Here is a 16,276-nt window from a genome sequence, read left to right as displayed (position 1 = left end):
TTGTAAGCAATGCATACAAAGTGTACGTATCCGAGCGAGAGGATGCCAGAGTCGAATTCCCCCCTTTCGCCCCCGCGGGTGGCGCTGATCGGCTTCGGTGAGGCCGGATCGACCTTTGCCGGCGCACCCGGCTGGCGGGGTACTGCGTGCGGGTGGGACGTGCTGGCCGATCGCCGCGCGGCTATGGCCGCGTGCGGAATCGCCACGGCCGATACGCCGGGCGCGGCGCTGGCCGACCGCGCCTTCGCCCTGTCGCTGGTGACCGCCGATGCCGCGCTTGCGGCGGCGCGCGACTATGCCCCGCTGCTGGCCGAGGGGGCGCTGTGGTGCGACATGAATTCGGTCGCGCCGCAGACCAAGCGCGCCGGGGCCGAGGCTGTGGAGGCGGCCGGTGGACGGTATGTCGACGTCGCGGTCATGGCGCCGGTCGATCCTGCCGGGCTTGCCGTTCCGCTGCTCGTCTCGGGCCCGCATGCGATCGCCGCTCTGCCGTTGCTCGAGGCACTCGGCTTCGGCAACGTGCGCATCGTCGGCGACGAAGTCGGCCGGGCGAGCGCGATCAAGATGATCCGTTCGGTGATCGTCAAGGGCCTCGAGGCGCTGAGCAGCGAATGCGCCGCCGCGGCCGAGGCGGCCGGCGTGTTCGACGAGGTCATGGCCTCGCTCGACGCCTCGGAGAAGGCCATCGGCTGGGCCGAACGGGTCGCCTACAACCGTGAGCGGATGGCGACCCACGGCCTGCGCCGTGCGGCGGAGATGGAAGAATCGGCCAAGACCCTGCAAGGTCTCGGCGTGGAGCCGGTCATGACGCGCGGCACCGTTCAGTTGCAGCGCGCCGCGGCGGGCACGAACAACCGGAAGAGGAACGAGGCCGCATGAGCCTGATCATCGATTGCCATGGCCACTACACCGTGCTCCCCAAGGGGCACGACGCATGGCGCGAGGAGCAGAAGGCCGCCTTCAAGGCCGGCGCGGCCGCCCCGCCCTATCCCGAGATCACCGACGACGAGATCCGCGAGACGATCGAGGCCAATCAATTGCGCTTGATCAAGGAACGCGGCGCGGATTTCACTATCTTCAGCCCCCGGGCCAGCGCGATGGCGCCGCATGTCGGCGACCAGGCGGTGGCGAGCGAGTGGGCGAAGCGATGCAACGACCTGATCTACCGCGTGACGCAGCTGTTCCCCGATACCTTCATCGGCGGCTGCATGTTGCCGCAGAGCCCCAAGTCGGACCTGAGCGAGAGCGTGCGCGAGCTGCGCCGCTGCGTCGAGGAGCTGGGCTTCGTCGTGTGCAACCTCAACCCCGATCCCGGCGGCGGCCACTTCACCCATCCGCCGCTGACCGACGAGTACTGGTACCCGATCTACGAGGCGATGTGCGAGCTGGAAGTCCCGGCGATGATCCACGTCTCGGGCAGCTGCAACCCGGCGATGCACGCGACCGGCGGGTATTACCTTGCGGCCGACACGGTGGCCTTCATGCAGTTGCTGCAAGGCGATCTGTTCACCCGCTTCCCGAAATTGAAGCTGATCATTCCGCACGGCGGCGGCGCGGTTCCCTATCACTGGGGCCGCTACCGCGGGCTGGCCGACATGCTCAAGCAGCCGGACATCGAGCAGCACCTGATGAACAACGTGTTCTTCGACACGTGCGTCTATCACCAGCCGGGGATCGACCTGCTGGCCGACGTCATCCAGAACAAGAACATCCTGTTCGGCAGCGAGATGGTCGGCGCGGTGCGCGGCATCGACCCGCAGACGGGCTTCTATTTCGACGACACCAAGCGTTACGTCGATGCGCTCGATATCTCAGACGAGGAGCGGCACATGATCTTCGAGGGCAATGCCCGGATCGTCTATCCCCGGCTCGACCGCATCCTCAAGGAGCGCGGACTGTGAGCGCCACGGCGACCGGGATGGGCCACTGCGAGAAGCCCGAACGGTATATCAAGCAGCTCGTCAGCCACTGGGGCCACAAGTTCGCCACGAGTTACGACGAAGGCGACGGCATGGGCGTGTTCCCCTTCTCCGAAGAGACCAACGTGGTGATGACCGCGCGGCCGGAAGGCATCGCCATCACCCTGACCGCCGCCGACATGGACGAGAACGTCCGGATGCGCGGCGTGATCGAACGGCATATCGACCGCTTCGCCTTCCGCGAGGCCCCGCTGACCTACGAATGGACGGAACAATGACGGAACCGAAGAAAGAGCGGATCAACATCCACGATTACCTGGCGGAGTTCGACGACATCCCGGGGACGCGGGTGTTCACCGCGGCGCGGGCGCGGCGCGGCTACCATCTGAACCAGTTCGCCATGAGCCTGATGAAGGAAGAGAACCGCAAGCGGTTCCTCGCCGACGAGAAGGCCTACCTCGACGAGTGGGACATCACCCCCGCCGCCAAGGAGGCGGTGCTGGCCCGCGATTACAACGGGATGATCGACGAGGGCGGGAACGTCTACTTCCTGTCGAAGCTTTTCTCGACCGACGGCAAGAGCTTCCAGTTCGCCGCCGGGTCGATGACCGGAATGACCCAGGAAGAATATGCCGAGATGATGCTCAAGGGGGGCCGTTCGCCCGCCGGGCAGCGCTCGATCAGAGGAGGCAACTGACATGGCCCGCGTAACCACAGGCATCACCTCGAGCCACATCCCCGCGCTCGGCGCCGCGATGCAGACCGGCACGGCTGGCAACGACTATTGGGGCCCGGTGTTCGACGGCTACAGGCCGATCCGGGAATGGATCGCCAAGCCCGAAAACATGCCCGACGTGATCGTGCTGGTCTACAACGACCACGCCAGCGCGTTCGACATGAACATCATCCCGACCTTCGCGATCGGCTGTGCCGAGCGGTTCAAGCCGGCCGACGAAGGCTGGGGCCCGCGCCCGGTACCCGACGTGATCGGCCACCCCGACCTCGCCTGGCACATGGCGCAGAGCCTGATCCTCGACGATTTCGACATGACCATCATGAACAATATGGACGTCGACCACGGCTGCACAGTGCCGCTGTCGATGATGTTCGGCGAACCCGCGGAATGGCCGTGCAAGGTCATCCCCTTCCCGGTCAACGTCGTGACCTATCCGCCCCCCTCGGGCCGGCGTTGCTTCAACCTGGGCGACAGCATCAAGGCCGCGGTCGAGAGCTTCCCGGAAGACCTCAACGTCCACGTCTGGGGCACCGGCGGGATGAGCCACCAGTTGCAGGGTCCGCGCGCCGGGCTGATCAACAAGGAGTTCGACCTCGAATTCATCGACAAGATCGTCAAGGATCCGGAGGTGCTCAGCCGGATGCCGCACATCCAGTACCTGCGCGAAGCGGGCTCGGAAGGCATCGAGCTGGTCATGTGGCTGATCATGCGCGGCGCGCTGGGCGACAAGGTCCGCGACCTGTACACCTTCTACCACATCCCCGCCTCAAACACCGCGCTCGGCGCGCTGCTGCTGCAGCCCGAGGAGACGGCGGGAGAACCGCTCGATCCGCGCGTGGTCCACTCGGGCCACAGCCTGGCCGAAGCGGCCGAATAGATCAGGAGAGAACTGCATGCGTATCGCACTCGCCGGCGCCGGCGCTTTTGGTGAAAAGCACCTCGACGGCCTGAAGAACATCGACGGGGTGTCGATCACCTCGGTCATCTCGCGCCGGGCCGAACAGGCGGCCGAAGTCGCCGCCAAGTACGGCGCGCCGCATTCAGGCACCGAGCTCTCCGAAGCGCTGGAACGCGACGACGTCGACGCGGTCATCCTGTGCACCCCCACGCAGATGCACGCCGAACAGGCGATCGCCTGCATGGAGGCGGGCAAGCACGTCCAGGTCGAGATCCCGCTGTCCGACACCTGGGCCGACGCCCAGGCCGTGCTCGACAAGAGCCGGGAGACCGGGCTCGTGTGCATGGTCGGCCACACCCGGCGGTTCAATCCGAGCCACCAGTACGTCCACAACAGGATCGTCGCGGGCGAGTTCGCCGTCCAGCAGATGGACGTGCAGACGTACTTCTTCCGCCGCAAGAACATGAACGCCAAGGGCGAGGCGCGCAGTTGGACCGACCATCTGCTGTGGCATCACGCCGCGCACACGATCGACCTGTTCGCCTACCAGGCCGGCCGGATCGTGACCGCCAACGCCGTCCAGGGGCCCAGGCATCCGGATCTGGGCATCGCGATGGACATGTCGATCCAGCTCAAGAGCGAAAGCGGCGCGATCTGCACGCTTTCCCTTTCGTTCAACAACGACGGGCCGCTCGGCACCTTCTTCCGCTACATCGGCGATACCGCGACCTACATCGCGCGCTACGACGACCTGGTGACGGGCAAGGAAGAGCCGGTCGACCTTGCCGGCGTGGCTGTGTCCAACAACGGCATCGAACTGCAGGACCGCGAATTCATCGCCGCGATCCGCGAGGAGCGCGAGCCGAACAGTTCGGTCCAGCAGGTGCTCGATTGCTACCGCGTGATCGGCGAGCTGGCCGAGAGCCTCGAGGCGCAGGACGGCTGGAGCTGAGCGTAAACCTTTCCCTCACTTGATTCCGTCAATTCAGCGGGTACTCCCGGCAGCGGGAGACAGGGAGAGGGATACCGATGGGGAAACTCGACACCTCACTGGGGGAGGCCGAGCGGCTGTTCCGCCAGATGAAGGGGCTGGCCGACAGCGGCGGTGCGGATGGCAAGAACGAAATCGTCAAGCTGCGCAGCCGCTATGCGATGCTCATGCTCGACATCCTGCAAGCGATGAAGGACGACGCGAAGCTGACCGGGGATCCGGCACTGCGCGCGGAGTTCGAACGGCGTTTCCTCGAGATGCGCGGTGCGCTCGGCCAGCATCAGGCGAAATGGCGGCTGCAATCGATCGAGGACGACACGGCGGGCTATCTGCGGTCCGCTGCGAGCTTGAACACCGTGCAGAACGACTTCTATCACTGGGTCGGGAGCAATTTCTCGCTCCATTGACGAAAGGAACTCCATGCGCCGTACGATAGCCGGCAAGTCACTCCATCCCGTCGGCCTGGGCTGCATGAACCTGTCCTGGGCCTACGGCACGCCGCCGGGCGAGGCGGAGTGCGTGGCGCTGCTCAACCGCGCGCTGGACGTGGGCTACGACCATCTCGACACGGCGAACATCTACGGCGGGGGCAAGAACGAGGAACTGCTGCGGCGCGCGGTCATGCACCGGCGCGACGAGTTCTTCCTCGCCAGCAAGGTGGGCATCGTGGTCGAAGGGCCACGGCGCGGGGTGGATTGCAGCCCCGAGGCGATTGCAAACTCGCTCGACGCCTCGCTCGCCCGCTTGGGCACAGACCACATCGATCTGTTCTACATGCACCGCTTCGATCCCAAGGTCCCCGTGGCCGACAGCGTCGGTGCGATGGTGCGGGCGATCGAGGCCGGCAAGATCGGCGCCTACGGCGTGTCGGAATGGAGCGCGGCTCACTTGCGCGAGGCGCATGCCGTCCATCCGATGGCGGCCGTGCAGCCCGAGTATTCGCTGTGGACCCGTAACGTCGAGATCGGCGTACTCGATGCCTGCAAGGAACTGGGCATCGCGCTGGTCGCATTCAGCCCCACTGGGCGTGGCGCGTTCGGCGGCGTGCTGCGCGATCCCTCGATCCTCGAGGAAAGCGACCTGAGGACGAAGATGCCGCGCTTCGCACCGGACAACTGGCCACACAACCTGGCGCTGGTCGACAAGCTGGCCGAACTCGCCGGCGATCACGGCGTAACCCCCGCCCAGCTGGCGCTGCGCTGGGTGCTCGAACAGGGTGAAAACTGCCACGTGATCCCCGGCACGACGAGCATGGCGCACATGGAAGAGAACTGGCTTGCCAGCGAGCTGCCCCTTCCGGCCGAGGCGATTGCCGAGGCGGGGCGCATCATCAATCACGACACGGTGCGCGGGCACCGCTATCACGACGCGATCCGCCCGACGATCGATACCGAGGAGTTCGAGGAGGCATGACCGCGAGTTCCGACAAGACCGTGCAAGCCGCAATCGGCTATTCCGAACGCACTGAAAGGATGCCCTTTTTCTACGCCAACGCGCACGAAAAAGACTTCGTCCCGCTCAAGCCCGCGGAAGTCACGATCCGCGATGCGCGGGGCCTCGCCTGCGACCTTGACCGCGAGGGCTTCACGCTGGTCGACCACGTGAGCGCGGTGGGCGACCTGACCGACCTCGCGGCCGTGGCCGACGTGCACCGGGCCGAATGCGCCGCGCTCCTGCAGCAGATCACCGGGTGCGACGAGGTGCAGATGACGCCGTTCGGCATCCTCCGCTTCTCCGAGAAAAGTGGCGCAAATCAGGAGCATGACAACAGCCATCCGGCGCGTTTCGTGCACGTCGACATGGCCCGCGAGGACGCCGCCGCGGCCCGCGAGCGCGGCGCGCCGGAGGGGCGCAGGATCGTGCGGAGCGCGCAGTACAACCTCTGGCGGTCGCTGGCGGGGGGCACGCAGGACGTTCCGCTGGGCCTGTGTTCCTATCCGAGTGTGGCCGAGGGCGACCTGTTGCCCTGCCGGGCGATCTTCGACCCGCTCGACGGCAGCCCGGAATGGAGCTTCGACAATTACCTGCTGGCGGCCAACCCAGCGCACAAATGGTTCTACTACAGCGACATGACGCGCGACGAGGCGATCGTGTTCAAGACCAGCGAGAGCGATCCGGCGCGCGCCCAACTCATGCCGCACGGCGCGTTCGACAATCCGCTGGCCGGGCCCGATACGCCTGCGCGGGTAAGCCTCGAGATGCGCGGAACGTGCTACTGGTTCGGCTGAGGATGTTTCGGGAGGTGTCGATGAAGCGCTTGTTCGCGGCTGTTCTGGCCGTTTCACTCTCCGCCTGCGCCACTGTGGCACCGACCGAACAGCAGTTGCGCCAGGCGGCGGCCGACAAGGTGCCCGACACGCGCGGAACCGGACCCTATCCCGCGCTGATGGAGATCGATCCGGAGCTGCCCGGCTATGTCGTCTATCGCCCGGCAGACCTGACTCCGTTCGCCTCGGGCAAGCTGGGACTGTTCGTCTGGGGCAACGGCGGTTGCGCGGCCGACGGTTCGGCCCAGCGCCAGCACCTCGCCGAGATCGCCAGCCACGGTTACCTGGTGATCGCATCGGGCAAGTGGCTCAGCGGGCCCAACGCCAAGGAGCGCCGCCCCGCGCCGCGCCGGCCGGGCGCTCCGCTGACCCAGCAGACCAGTGCCAGCGACCTGGCCTATGCGCTCGACTGGGCGATCGCCGAGAACGGCCGCGGTCCCGGGCGCTACGTGGGCATGATCGATGCGGGCGCCATCGCGCTGGGCGGCTTTTCGTGCGGCGGCATCCAGGCGCTGCGGCTGGCCGACGATCCGCGGATCGGGACGCTGGTGGTGGAGAACAGCGGCATCCTGATCGACCCGCTGCCGGGCGCGCCGGGCGAGATGACGATGGACAAGGCGCAGCTCAGGGCTATCCGCACGCCGGTGCTCTACCTGCTCGGCGGCCCGACCGACATCGCCTATACCAACGGCGTCGACGACTTCGAGAAGATCGATCACGTCCCCGCGATGCTGGTCAACATCCCCACCGGCCACGGCGGTACCTACGACGAGCCCAACGGCGGCAAGGCGGCGCAGATCGTTGTCGACTGGCTGCAGTGGCAGCTGCGCAAGGACCGCGCGGCCCAAGCCAGCTTCGCCTGCCCGGCGGGGAAATGGTGCGCCGATTCGCAGGTCACGATCCAGCGCAAGAACGGGCTCTGACCCACGCGCCACGGGGCCGGCATTCCAAGCCTCGCAAAACCGCCGCCTGCGATGGGTAAGCGCACGCTAACCATGTTCGGCAAGCCGGAATTAACCCCGGTTACGCGAATCTGAATCCGTCACCGGAGGCCGGGCCAACAGGTCCCTCGGTTCCGGCCCCACGGTGGCCTCGTCGCATAACGGTCGCATATCGGGCCGCAACGATCGGCCCAAACCGGAAGGGCGGCTCGCGCATGGAGCCGCCCTCCCTTTGTTGGCTCGAAGTCGGCCTCGCGCCGGCCTACATGGCCGAATAGATCGCCAGCATTCGCGCCCAGGCGCGCTCCGCCTCGGCCTCGTTGTAGACCGGGCTGTCGAGCACGGTCCAACCGTGATCGCCCTGGTAGACCTCGATCTCCTCGCTCGCCCTGCTTTGTGCGGCCGCGGCGCGCAGCTTGTCCTTGTCGGTCGGAGCCTGCGCATCGTCGTTCTTGGCGATGGCGATCAGCACGCGGGCGTCGGGGGCCAGATCGTCGAGCAGGTTGACCGGCGCGGTCGGCGCGTCTGCCGCCAGCCCGCCGCCGTGGAAGCTGGCCATGCCCTTGATCCGGCCGGGCACGGCGGAGCCGCCGTAGATCGTCCACGAGCCGGTCATGCAGTAACCCTGCGTGCCGATGCCGCGCCCGGTGTCGACCGCGCCCTGCCTGTCGAGCCAGGCGACCGCCGCGCCATAGGTCTCCATGATCGCCTGGGGCGTATTCTTCTGCATCCAGGGGCCGACCTTCTGCATCCCGCCGCCGCTGCGCCAGGCATCGAAATCGGCGAACGGCTCGCCGGCCACGCTGCGGTAATAGGGATTGGCGAGGAACACGGCATAGCCGGCCTCGGCCAGCCGCCGGGCCATCATCTTCTTGGCCGGACGGATGCCGGCGATGTCGGGCCACATGATGACCGCGGGGTGCTTGCCACTGGCCGGGTGATAGAAGAAACCGTCGAGCTTGCCGCCCGGCGCGTCGAAGCTGACCGGCATCTCCATCACGCCCGCCGCTTCCGCGCCGGTGGTGGTGCAGGCGGCCAGGCCCGCGAAGGCGCCCATCGCGGTAAACTGGCGCCGGTTCACGCCCTTCATGCTCTCCAGGTGGTCAAGTTCGCACATCGCATTGCCTCCTCAGTCCCGTCCGTTTCGCCCGGACGATAGCAGCGCGGTTCGCCAGAGCAACGGTTACCCCGCCCCTCTCCTCACGGCGTCCAGGCGGAGACGGCGCGCAGAAAGGCCTCGGTCTCGTTGCTGAGCGCATCGTCGGCGCCGGGGGGATAGTGGCTCAGCTTGACCACCACGGTGCGCGATGCGGGATCGACGTAGACGTACTGGCCCTGCAGCCCGACCGCGGAATAGGCGCCGGGCGCTCCCATGCGCCACCACTGCATGGCATAGCCCATCGGCCCGCCGGTCGGGCCTGAATCCCCCGTCGACAGGCGGATCCATTCGGCCGGGACGACCTGCCGCCCGCCTGCCTTGCCGCCGTCGAGCATCATCTGGCCCAGACGTGCCCAGTCGCGCGCCACGGCGTTGAAGCCGGCCCCGCTGAATTCGCGGCCCACCCCCGGCTCGCCGTCCATGATGTAGAACCCGTCGGCCTCCGCACCGAGCGGCTCCCACAGGTTCTGCGCGGTGTAGGCCGCGACCGTGCTGCCGCCGCCGACCCGCTCGAGCAGCCAACCGAGCACCGCGGTGTCGAGCGTCTTGTAGGCGAACGCGCTACCTGGCGTTTTCGCCCGCGGGATGGCGCGCGCGGCATCGGCGAAGCGCGCGGTATTGCGCACGAGCGCATCGATGTGATTGCTGGCCGCCGTGCCGGGATTGGCGAAGTCGTAGCGCTCCTCGTAATCGACGCCCGAACGCATCTGCAGGATTTGCCGGATCGTGACCCCTATGTATCCGCCACCGCGAAGTTCCGGCAGGTAGCGATCGATCGGATCGTCGAGCGAGGCAATGCGACCCTGCGCCAGCGCCTGGCCGACCAGCAGCGAGGTGACCGACTTGGTCATCGACCAGCCGATGAAACGGGTCCTCTCGTCGGCGTTGTTGAAATACTGCTCGGACACGATGCGCCCGTCCTTCAGCACGATCAGCGCATCGGTCAGCGTGCGGGCGGCGAACTCGCTCGCCTGCCGGGTCGTGCCATCGAACGCATAGGTGAAATCGAGCGGCCGTTCCGAGCGGGGCAAATGCCAGACCTGCCCGGCGCGCGGCACCGTGCGGGTGGTGAACAGCTTGTCCATGCTGCGGAAGGTCAGCACGTTCACGTCGGCGTCGTTCATGTGCCAGCGGGCGATCTGGATCGCGGGCGGAACGGCGGACGGCGGCCCCTTGGCGAGAGGCTCCGGCAGAGCCTGCTGGGCGACCACAGGAACGGCGAAAGCGCCGACGGCAAAGAAGGCCAAGGCGGCCGTCAGGCACGCGCGGCGGATTGCTTTCATCGGTATCCTCCCCTTCGGCGACCCTCTTTCTACGTCAGGTCGTCCATGCTCATCCTCACCCCCGCCTCGGCCTGGCGCATGGCCTCGCGGCGCAGCTCCTCGATCCGCAGCCGCCCGGCGGGCGCAGGTTCGTCGGGCAGCGCGGCCATGATCTTTTCGTGCAGTTCCTCGAAGTCGGGCCCGTGTTCCGGATGGGTCAGGATCAGGCCGTCGCGCCTGGTCATCCCGCGCAGGATCTTGGTGCCGACCTCGTACGGGTCCATCCCTTCCTCGAACGCGGTGCCGAACTGCGCCAGCTCGCCCTCGCGCGCTTCGGCAAAGCCGCTGTCGGCGAAGGTGTCCGGCCGCTTGAGCGCGCTGGTCCAGGCGTTCGTGCGGGTCAGCGCGGGGCAGCACAGCGAGCAGCCGATGCCCTGCGGCGCCAGGTTGTAGCGCAGCGATTCGGTCAGCCCGCGCACGGCAAACTTGCTGGCGGTGTAGATCCCCGCCTGCGGACCGGGCAGGAAGGCGGCCATGCTGGCGATGTTGGTCACGTGGCGGCGGCCCCCGCTCGCCTTGATCCTGGGCAGGAAGCTGACCAGCCCGTTGACCACCCCGCCGAAGTTGACCCCCATGATCCAGTCGTAGTCGTCGTAGGTCGCCTCGTCGGTCGGGCCGAACACGCTGACCCCGGCATTGTTCACCAGCACGTGCACCTCGCCGTAGAAGCGCGCGACCTCGTCGGCCACCTCGGCGAAGCGCGCACGGTCGGTCACGTCGAGCTTGCAGTAGAGCGGCTGGGGATAGCCCCTGGCGGCGAACCAGGCTTCGGTTTCCAGCCGGTCGTCCTCGTTGCGATAGGACAGCGCCAGCTTCATACCCGCGTCGGCGAAAGCCTGCGCCACGCCCAGCCCGATTCCCGTGACCGCGCCGGTGACGAAGGCGACACGTCCCGCCCATTCGCCGGCCCCACCCTGCGGTTGCTCGCTCATGCCCGATTTCCTCTCGCCAATATCGTATCGTTCGTTAGGGTTACATACAAAGCAAAACGGGAGAGTCGAGAATGAGCCCAGGGGACAAGGGCGTGGAAGCGCGCCTCGCGGAGCTGGAACAGAAGGTCGGCGTGTTGGAGGACATCCAGGCGATCCGGCGGCTCCACTGGGCCTACGGCTACTACATCGATTTCAACCGCCCCGACGAAGTGGCCGACCTGTTCGCCGAGGACGGCGCGGTCGTGTTCCTGAGCGGCGAGTACGTCGGCCATGCTGGCGTCAAGCGGCTCTATGGCGACTGGATCGCCGGGCGCTTCACCGGCGGCAAGCCCGGCCCGGTCAACGGCCTGCTGCTCGACCATTTCCAGATGCAGGACATCATTACGGTGGCGCCCGACCGGCAGACCGCCAAGGGCCGCTTCCACGGCATCCTGCTGGGCGGCTGGCACGACGATTTCCAGGAAACGCGCGAAGAGATGATGCCGCAGCAGTTCATGGAAGCCGGGATCTACGAGAACGATTACGTCAATGTGGACGGGATATGGAAGATCAAGCGGCTCGACTACATGATGCAGTGGCAGGGCAATTACGAGGAAGGCTGGGCGCATACCACCGCGCACCTGCAACCGGCCGAGAAGACCTTTCCCGAAGACCCGCTCGGCCCCGACCGCCTGCTGCCGGCCGACCAGCACCGCAAGACCTGGCCCTATCGTCAGGACGTGCCGATGCACTTCGCCCATCCCAAGTTCGGCGCGATGTTGGCCGGACAGGGCCGGTGAGACCCGCGGACGGCGCGCTGCCGTGGGATCCGGACGCGCCCCCGTTCGACCCGCGCGACACCGCGAACCGCGCTGGCCTGACCACGCGGCAGGTGGCGGAGCGGTTCATCCAGCTGTTCTATGTCGAGGACAACCCGACCGACGCCTTCACCTGCTGGATGCACCCCGACTACATCCAGCATAACCCCAACGCGCCGACGGGCCGCGATGCGACGCTGGCGATGATGCAGGCGAGCATGGCCCGCCTGCCCGACCTGGCGCACGAGGTGCGCCGCGTAGTGTGGGGAGACGCCGACCTCGTGGCGGTCCACTTCCGCTTCCAGCGCGAGGCGGGCACGCGCGGCTACTCCATCGTGGACCTGCTGCGGGTGGCGGACGGCTATATCGTCGAGCACTGGGACGTGATGCAGGAAGTGCCCGACCCGGCGACCTCGAAGAACCCCAACGGAATGTTTTGATGGCCAAGCTCGAAGACGGCAGCGAATTCGGCCTCAAGGGCCACTTCAAGGAGGACTTCAGCCACCGCACCCGCGTGGGCATGGCGCCGCGCGCGGGGCACGTCGATCGCGACGCGCCCTACAAGCGGATCGCCACCGAAGAGGCGTGGACCTTCCCCGCCCTGGTCAAGGCGCAGGTCGACTACTGGGATAGCGGCGCGGCCCCCAATGACGACAGCCTGCGCATGGGCGCGATGTTCAACCGGATGCCGAGCCTGCAGGAGATGCTGCAGGACCTGGGGACCTTGCGGCTGTCGCACATGGACGAGTTCGGCATCGACCGGCAGCTCCTGCTGCTCACCGCGCCCGGCGTGCAGGTGGTGAAGCCCGGCGAAGGCACGCCGCTGGCGCGCGAGGCGAACGACATCGCCGCCGAGGCCTGCCGCAATCATCCCGACCGCTTCAGCGCGCTGGCCGCCTTCGACCCGCGCGACGTGGCTGGCAGCGTGCGCGAGATCGACCGGGCGATCGGCACCTTGGGGCTGAATGGCGCGGTGCTCAACTCGCACTGGCAGGGCCACTATATCGACGAGCAGGACTACTGGCCGATCCTCGAGGCGATCGAGGCGAGCGACGGGGCGCTCTACATCCATCCCACCGCGCCGTTCAACGCGCCGCACTACGAAACCCGCGGATTCTTCGGCGCGCTTGGCGGGTTCCCGCACGACGTGTGGGTGCACACGATGGGCCTGATCCTGTCGGGCGCGTTCGACCGCTTCCCGAAGCTGCGGCTGGTCATCGGCCATCTGGGCGAATGCATGCCGCTGCACCTCTACCGGTTCGACTGGATGCAGGGGAATGCCGACGGGCGCAGCCACTTGCGCGGCGGCAACCAGCCCAAGCTGAAGCATCCGGTCTCCTATTACTTCCACAATAACATCTGGGTCACCACCAGCGGCTGTGGGTGGGAACAGGGCATCCGCTTCTGCATGGACGTGCTGGGCCCCGACCGAGTGCTCTACGCAATGGATTACCCCTACCAGCAATCCTACGACGAGGTTGCCGCCTACGACCGGATGCAATTTACGCCGGAGCACAAGAAGATGCTGATGGAAGACAATGCTCGCGCGGTCTTCCGCCTGCGCGGATGACGGTTGCCGAAGGCGCAACTAACTTTCGAAACGTGGCAAACAGGCGACACATTCGGTCAAAAGATGGGACCGCTTACATTTGTATTTGCGCCCGTCAAAAGTGGCGATAGGCGCTTTCCCGCTCCGTCGGCCGTTTGCCGGACAGGGGTTATGGGAAGGGAAGCCAACCGAATGACTCGTCATATCGTGTGCCGCCGGGCGATTCTCGCCGGCGCGTCGCTCGCCGCTCTGGCAATCGTGCAACCTGCCGCGGCGCAGGATGCCGCCGAGCAGGACGAAGCCGAAAGCACCGAAATCATCGTCACCGCCCAGTTCCGCGAACAGGCGCTGCAGGACACGCCGCTGGCGATCACCGCCGTGAACTCGGCCATGCTCGAGGCGCGCAGCCAAACCAGCATCCAGGACGTTGCCAACCAGGCCCCGTCGGTGACGCTCAAGCCGCAGGGCGCGACCTACGGTCCCTCGCTCGGCGCCAACATCCGCGGCGTCGGCCAGTTCGACTTCAACCCAGCCGTGGAGCCGGGCGTCGGCTTCTACGTGGATGACGTCTACTACGCCACGCTCACCGGCTCGATCCTCGATCTGCTCGATCTCGACCGTGTCGAGGTGCTGCGCGGCCCGCAGGGCACGCTTTCGGGCCGCAACTCGATCGGCGGCGCGGTCAAGATGTTCTCCAAGCGCCCGACCGGCAGCAACACCGGTTACGTGTCGGCCGCCTACGGCAGCCGCAACCGCATCGACCTGCGCGCCAGCGCCGACTTCGCCCTGACCGACACGGTCTCCGCGCGCCTCTCGGGCGTGTCGAAGAAGCAGCGCGGTTACGTGGAGCGGCTGGACTTCGGCTGCGTCTACCCGGCCGGCGGCTCGACGACCTTCGTCGACCGTGCGGGCGTGACCGGCCCGATCAACCCGGCCGGCGGCGTCCCGGCCTATACCTCGGGCACCGACTGCGTCGCGGCGCGCGAGGGCGAGGTGGATTACATCGCCGCCCGCGGCCAGCTCCGCTTTCAGCCGATGGACACGCTCGATATCAACATCATCGCCGACTACACCGACGATGACCGCACGACCGCGGCGACCATCCTGCTGGCGAAGAACTATCCCAACGGCAATCCGGCCAGCCCGATCTTCCCGATCCCGGGCGTGACCCCGCCGAGCCCGACCGCGGCGAACCCGATCCCGCGCGACATCCAGCCCTATGCGGCGGTCGTCCCCTACGACAACCGGTTCGTCTGCGGGCCGTACTGCAACTTCGCCAGCTACAACAATCCGGCTGACGGCCCCTATCGCGCGTCGAGCGCCGACGGCCGCGTGCGGTTCCGTGGCTGGGGCGTGTCGGGCCAGGCCGAATGGGACCTGTCGAACCAGCTCCAGCTCGTCTCGATCACCGCCTTCCGCAAGTACACGTCGGAGTTCTCGAACGACAACGACGTGTCCCCGCTAGCGCACAGCCTGGGCTTCGGGCCGCTGACCTTCCGCTTCTTCAGCCAGGAAGTCCGCCTGAACGGCGCCTTCGGCGACAACGACGAGATCGAGTACACGCTGGGCGGTTATTATAGCGACCAGAAGTCGGTCTACACCTCGTTCCAGGACCTGCGTTCCTCGGCGCTGCAGTTCCAGCAGAGCGATCCGGTGGATGCCAACAGCAAGGCGGCGTTCGCGCACCTCGCCTGGCGCCCGATCGACCGGCTGACGCTCAACGGCGGCATCCGCTACACCGAGGAATCGAAGACCTACACCTACATCCGCCAGCGCCCGTTCAACGATCCCACCGCCACGGCGGCCGGCGGCACCGCCCCCAACGGCGCGACCTACGGCGTTCTGGCGCTGAACGGCACCATCGGGCGCTATTCGGGTGACCGGATCGATTACCGTGCGAACGTCCAGTACGAATGGACGGACGACCTGATGACCTACCTCCAGTACTCGACCGGCTTCAAGGGCGGCGGCGTGAACCCGCGGCCGTTCTTCGCGCAGCAGGCGCTGCCGTTCGGCCCGGAAACGCTGGAATCGTTCGAACTGGGTATCAAGAGCGACTTCCTGGACCGCATGGTCCGGCTGAACGTCGCGGCCTTCTACTCCAAGTACAAGGACATCCAGCTCAACCTCAGCAACTGCACGGCGATCGCCGGGGCCGGCTTCGGCGCCCCCTGCGCCCTGCCGGTCAATGCGGGCGACGCGGACGTGAAGGGCATCGAAGTCGAGACCACGATCCAGCCGATCGACGGCTTCATGATCGACGGCGCGGTGAGTTACCTCGATTTCAAGTACAAGCGCTTCGGCGCCTATCCGCTGCCCAACGGCACCACGGTTTCGGTCGGCGGGCCGACCAACCTCTCGGGTCCGCAGTTCGGCGATTACGCGCCGTACACGCCAAAGTGGAAGTGGTCGATCGGCGTCCAGTACGAGGTCGATCTCGGCACTGCCGGTTCGCTGACGCCGCGCTTCGATGCCGCTTACCAGAGCGACATCTACACGCTGTCCGCCAACCGCGAGAGCAACCGGCTCGATTCCTACACGCTGGCCAACGCGCGCCTCACGTGGCGCAACGAGGACCGGGATCTGGACGTGTCGTTCGAGGTGACCAACCTGTTCGACAAGTACTACCTGCTCACCAGCCAGGACCAGACGGTCGGCAACCAGGGCTACGTGCTGGCCCAGCCGGGCCGTCCGCGCGAATGGGCGGTGTCGGTCAAGAAGCAGTTCTGACGGCTGCTTCCGTCACCCGGAAACAGGAAGGGCGG

17 protein-coding genes are annotated in these 16,276 nt (G+C 66.8%); 14 read left to right on the top strand and 3 right to left on the bottom strand.

All coding sequences use genetic code 11. The features are described 5' to 3' along the window. Window positions 1-42 precede the first annotated feature (42 nt). The 10 genes from ACWPMZ_RS01560 (at window position 43) to ACWPMZ_RS01515 (ending at window position 7,734) form a co-directional block, all read left to right on the top strand. Window positions 43-879, top strand: a complete 837-nt coding sequence (locus ACWPMZ_RS01560; RefSeq protein WP_455702281.1) for a DUF1932 domain-containing protein — start codon at window positions 43-45, stop codon at window positions 877-879. Then, a complete protein-coding gene (locus tag ACWPMZ_RS01555; RefSeq protein WP_455702280.1) occupies window positions 876-1,901 on the top strand; it encodes an amidohydrolase family protein in 1,026 nt (341 codons plus the stop codon). The genes ACWPMZ_RS01560 and ACWPMZ_RS01555 overlap by 4 nt, the downstream gene beginning before the upstream one ends. After that, on the top strand, window positions 1,898-2,197 hold the full coding sequence (locus ACWPMZ_RS01550) for a DUF2218 domain-containing protein (RefSeq protein ID WP_455702279.1): 300 nt from the start codon (window positions 1,898-1,900) through the stop codon (window positions 2,195-2,197). The genes ACWPMZ_RS01555 and ACWPMZ_RS01550 overlap by 4 nt, the downstream gene beginning before the upstream one ends. After that, complete coding sequence (ligA, locus tag ACWPMZ_RS01545) at window positions 2,194-2,616, top strand: protocatechuate 4,5-dioxygenase subunit alpha (protein ID WP_455702278.1); 423 nt, start codon at window positions 2,194-2,196, stop codon at window positions 2,614-2,616. The genes ACWPMZ_RS01550 and ligA overlap by 4 nt, the downstream gene beginning before the upstream one ends. Window position 2,617: 1 nt before the next feature. Next, window positions 2,618-3,532: a class III extradiol dioxygenase subunit beta gene (locus ACWPMZ_RS01540; protein ID WP_455702277.1), complete on the top strand. Its 915-nt coding sequence runs from the start codon at window positions 2,618-2,620 to the stop codon at window positions 3,530-3,532. A 16-nt stretch (window positions 3,533-3,548) separates the two neighbouring features. After that, window positions 3,549-4,505 (top strand): Gfo/Idh/MocA family oxidoreductase, encoded by a 957-nt coding sequence (locus ACWPMZ_RS01535; protein ID WP_455702276.1) that lies wholly within the window; start codon window positions 3,549-3,551, stop codon window positions 4,503-4,505. A 77-nt stretch (window positions 4,506-4,582) separates the two neighbouring features. Continuing rightward, window positions 4,583-4,951 (top strand): hypothetical protein, encoded by a 369-nt coding sequence (locus ACWPMZ_RS01530; protein WP_455702275.1) that lies wholly within the window; start codon window positions 4,583-4,585, stop codon window positions 4,949-4,951. Window positions 4,952-4,964: 13 nt separating this feature from the next. Next, a complete protein-coding gene (locus ACWPMZ_RS01525; RefSeq protein ID WP_455702274.1) occupies window positions 4,965-5,957 on the top strand; it encodes an aldo/keto reductase in 993 nt (330 codons plus the stop codon). Then, entirely contained in the window at window positions 5,954-6,772 is an 819-nt protein-coding gene (locus ACWPMZ_RS01520) for a CmcJ/NvfI family oxidoreductase (RefSeq protein ID WP_455702273.1), read from the top strand. The genes ACWPMZ_RS01525 and ACWPMZ_RS01520 overlap by 4 nt, the downstream gene beginning before the upstream one ends. A gap of 20 nt (window positions 6,773-6,792) precedes the next feature. Next, window positions 6,793-7,734: a hypothetical protein gene (locus tag ACWPMZ_RS01515; protein WP_455702272.1), complete on the top strand. Its 942-nt coding sequence runs from the start codon at window positions 6,793-6,795 to the stop codon at window positions 7,732-7,734. A 280-nt stretch (window positions 7,735-8,014) separates the two neighbouring features. Here the strand turns inward: ACWPMZ_RS01515 and ACWPMZ_RS01510 are convergent, their stop codons facing one another. The 3 genes from ACWPMZ_RS01510 to ACWPMZ_RS01500 form a co-directional block, all read right to left on the bottom strand. Further along, window positions 8,015-8,869 carry a dienelactone hydrolase family protein gene (locus ACWPMZ_RS01510; RefSeq protein WP_455702271.1) on the bottom strand — a complete coding sequence of 285 codons (855 nt, stop codon included), beginning with the start codon at window positions 8,867-8,869 and terminating at the stop codon, window positions 8,015-8,017. 83 nt (window positions 8,870-8,952) lie between these two features. Continuing rightward, window positions 8,953-10,194: a serine hydrolase domain-containing protein gene (locus ACWPMZ_RS01505; protein WP_455702270.1), complete on the bottom strand. Its 1,242-nt coding sequence runs from the start codon at window positions 10,192-10,194 to the stop codon at window positions 8,953-8,955. A gap of 29 nt (window positions 10,195-10,223) precedes the next feature. After that, window positions 10,224-11,165 carry an SDR family NAD(P)-dependent oxidoreductase gene (locus ACWPMZ_RS01500; protein ID WP_455702269.1) on the bottom strand — a complete coding sequence of 314 codons (942 nt, stop codon included), beginning with the start codon at window positions 11,163-11,165 and terminating at the stop codon, window positions 10,224-10,226. A gap of 71 nt (window positions 11,166-11,236) precedes the next feature. Between ACWPMZ_RS01500 and ACWPMZ_RS01495 the strand changes: the two genes are divergently transcribed. From ACWPMZ_RS01495 to ACWPMZ_RS01480, 4 genes are all read left to right on the top strand, one after another. Beyond that, the gene (locus ACWPMZ_RS01495; protein ID WP_455702268.1) at window positions 11,237-11,944 is read left to right on the top strand and encodes a nuclear transport factor 2 family protein; all 708 of its coding nucleotides are present in this window, start codon (window positions 11,237-11,239) and stop codon (window positions 11,942-11,944) included. Further along, on the top strand, window positions 11,941-12,402 hold the full coding sequence (locus ACWPMZ_RS01490) for a nuclear transport factor 2 family protein (protein WP_455702267.1): 462 nt from the start codon (window positions 11,941-11,943) through the stop codon (window positions 12,400-12,402). Before ACWPMZ_RS01495 ends, ACWPMZ_RS01490 begins: the two co-directional genes overlap by 4 nt. Further along, window positions 12,402-13,532, top strand: coding sequence for an amidohydrolase family protein (locus ACWPMZ_RS01485; protein ID WP_455702266.1), 1,131 nt, complete (start codon window positions 12,402-12,404; stop codon window positions 13,530-13,532). Before ACWPMZ_RS01490 ends, ACWPMZ_RS01485 begins: the two co-directional genes overlap by 1 nt. 171 nt (window positions 13,533-13,703) lie before the next feature. Next, a complete protein-coding gene (locus ACWPMZ_RS01480; protein ID WP_455702265.1) occupies window positions 13,704-16,241 on the top strand; it encodes a TonB-dependent receptor in 2,538 nt (845 codons plus the stop codon). The last annotated feature ends 35 nt before the right edge of the window (window positions 16,242-16,276 follow it).

The sequence above is a fragment of the Tsuneonella sp. HG222 genome (genome assembly GCF_053819185.1).
The sequence above is the reverse complement of the archived record's forward strand: the minus strand, read 5'-3'. Positions and strand labels throughout refer to the sequence as shown.

Coding starts and splice junctions, on each gene's coding strand:
- ligA (WP_455702278.1), top strand. CDS start 2,194: ATGACGGAACCGAAGAAAGAGCGGATCAACATCCACGATTACCTGGCG.
- ACWPMZ_RS01540 (WP_455702277.1), top strand. CDS start 2,618: ATGGCCCGCGTAACCACAGGCATCACCTCGAGCCACATCCCCGCGCTC.
- ACWPMZ_RS01480 (WP_455702265.1), top strand. CDS start 13,704: ATGACTCGTCATATCGTGTGCCGCCGGGCGATTCTCGCCGGCGCGTCG.
- ACWPMZ_RS01530 (WP_455702275.1), top strand. CDS start 4,583: ATGGGGAAACTCGACACCTCACTGGGGGAGGCCGAGCGGCTGTTCCGC.
- ACWPMZ_RS01560 (WP_455702281.1), top strand. CDS start 43: ATGCCAGAGTCGAATTCCCCCCTTTCGCCCCCGCGGGTGGCGCTGATC.
- ACWPMZ_RS01495 (WP_455702268.1), top strand. CDS start 11,237: ATGAGCCCAGGGGACAAGGGCGTGGAAGCGCGCCTCGCGGAGCTGGAA.
- ACWPMZ_RS01500 (WP_455702269.1), bottom strand. CDS start 11,165: ATGAGCGAGCAACCGCAGGGTGGGGCCGGCGAATGGGCGGGACGTGTC.
- ACWPMZ_RS01485 (WP_455702266.1), top strand. CDS start 12,402: ATGGCCAAGCTCGAAGACGGCAGCGAATTCGGCCTCAAGGGCCACTTC.
- ACWPMZ_RS01535 (WP_455702276.1), top strand. CDS start 3,549: ATGCGTATCGCACTCGCCGGCGCCGGCGCTTTTGGTGAAAAGCACCTC.
- ACWPMZ_RS01515 (WP_455702272.1), top strand. CDS start 6,793: ATGAAGCGCTTGTTCGCGGCTGTTCTGGCCGTTTCACTCTCCGCCTGC.
- ACWPMZ_RS01510 (WP_455702271.1), bottom strand. CDS start 8,869: ATGTGCGAACTTGACCACCTGGAGAGCATGAAGGGCGTGAACCGGCGC.
- ACWPMZ_RS01555 (WP_455702280.1), top strand. CDS start 876: ATGAGCCTGATCATCGATTGCCATGGCCACTACACCGTGCTCCCCAAG.
- ACWPMZ_RS01525 (WP_455702274.1), top strand. CDS start 4,965: ATGCGCCGTACGATAGCCGGCAAGTCACTCCATCCCGTCGGCCTGGGC.
- ACWPMZ_RS01520 (WP_455702273.1), top strand. CDS start 5,954: ATGACCGCGAGTTCCGACAAGACCGTGCAAGCCGCAATCGGCTATTCC.
- ACWPMZ_RS01505 (WP_455702270.1), bottom strand. CDS start 10,194: ATGAAAGCAATCCGCCGCGCGTGCCTGACGGCCGCCTTGGCCTTCTTT.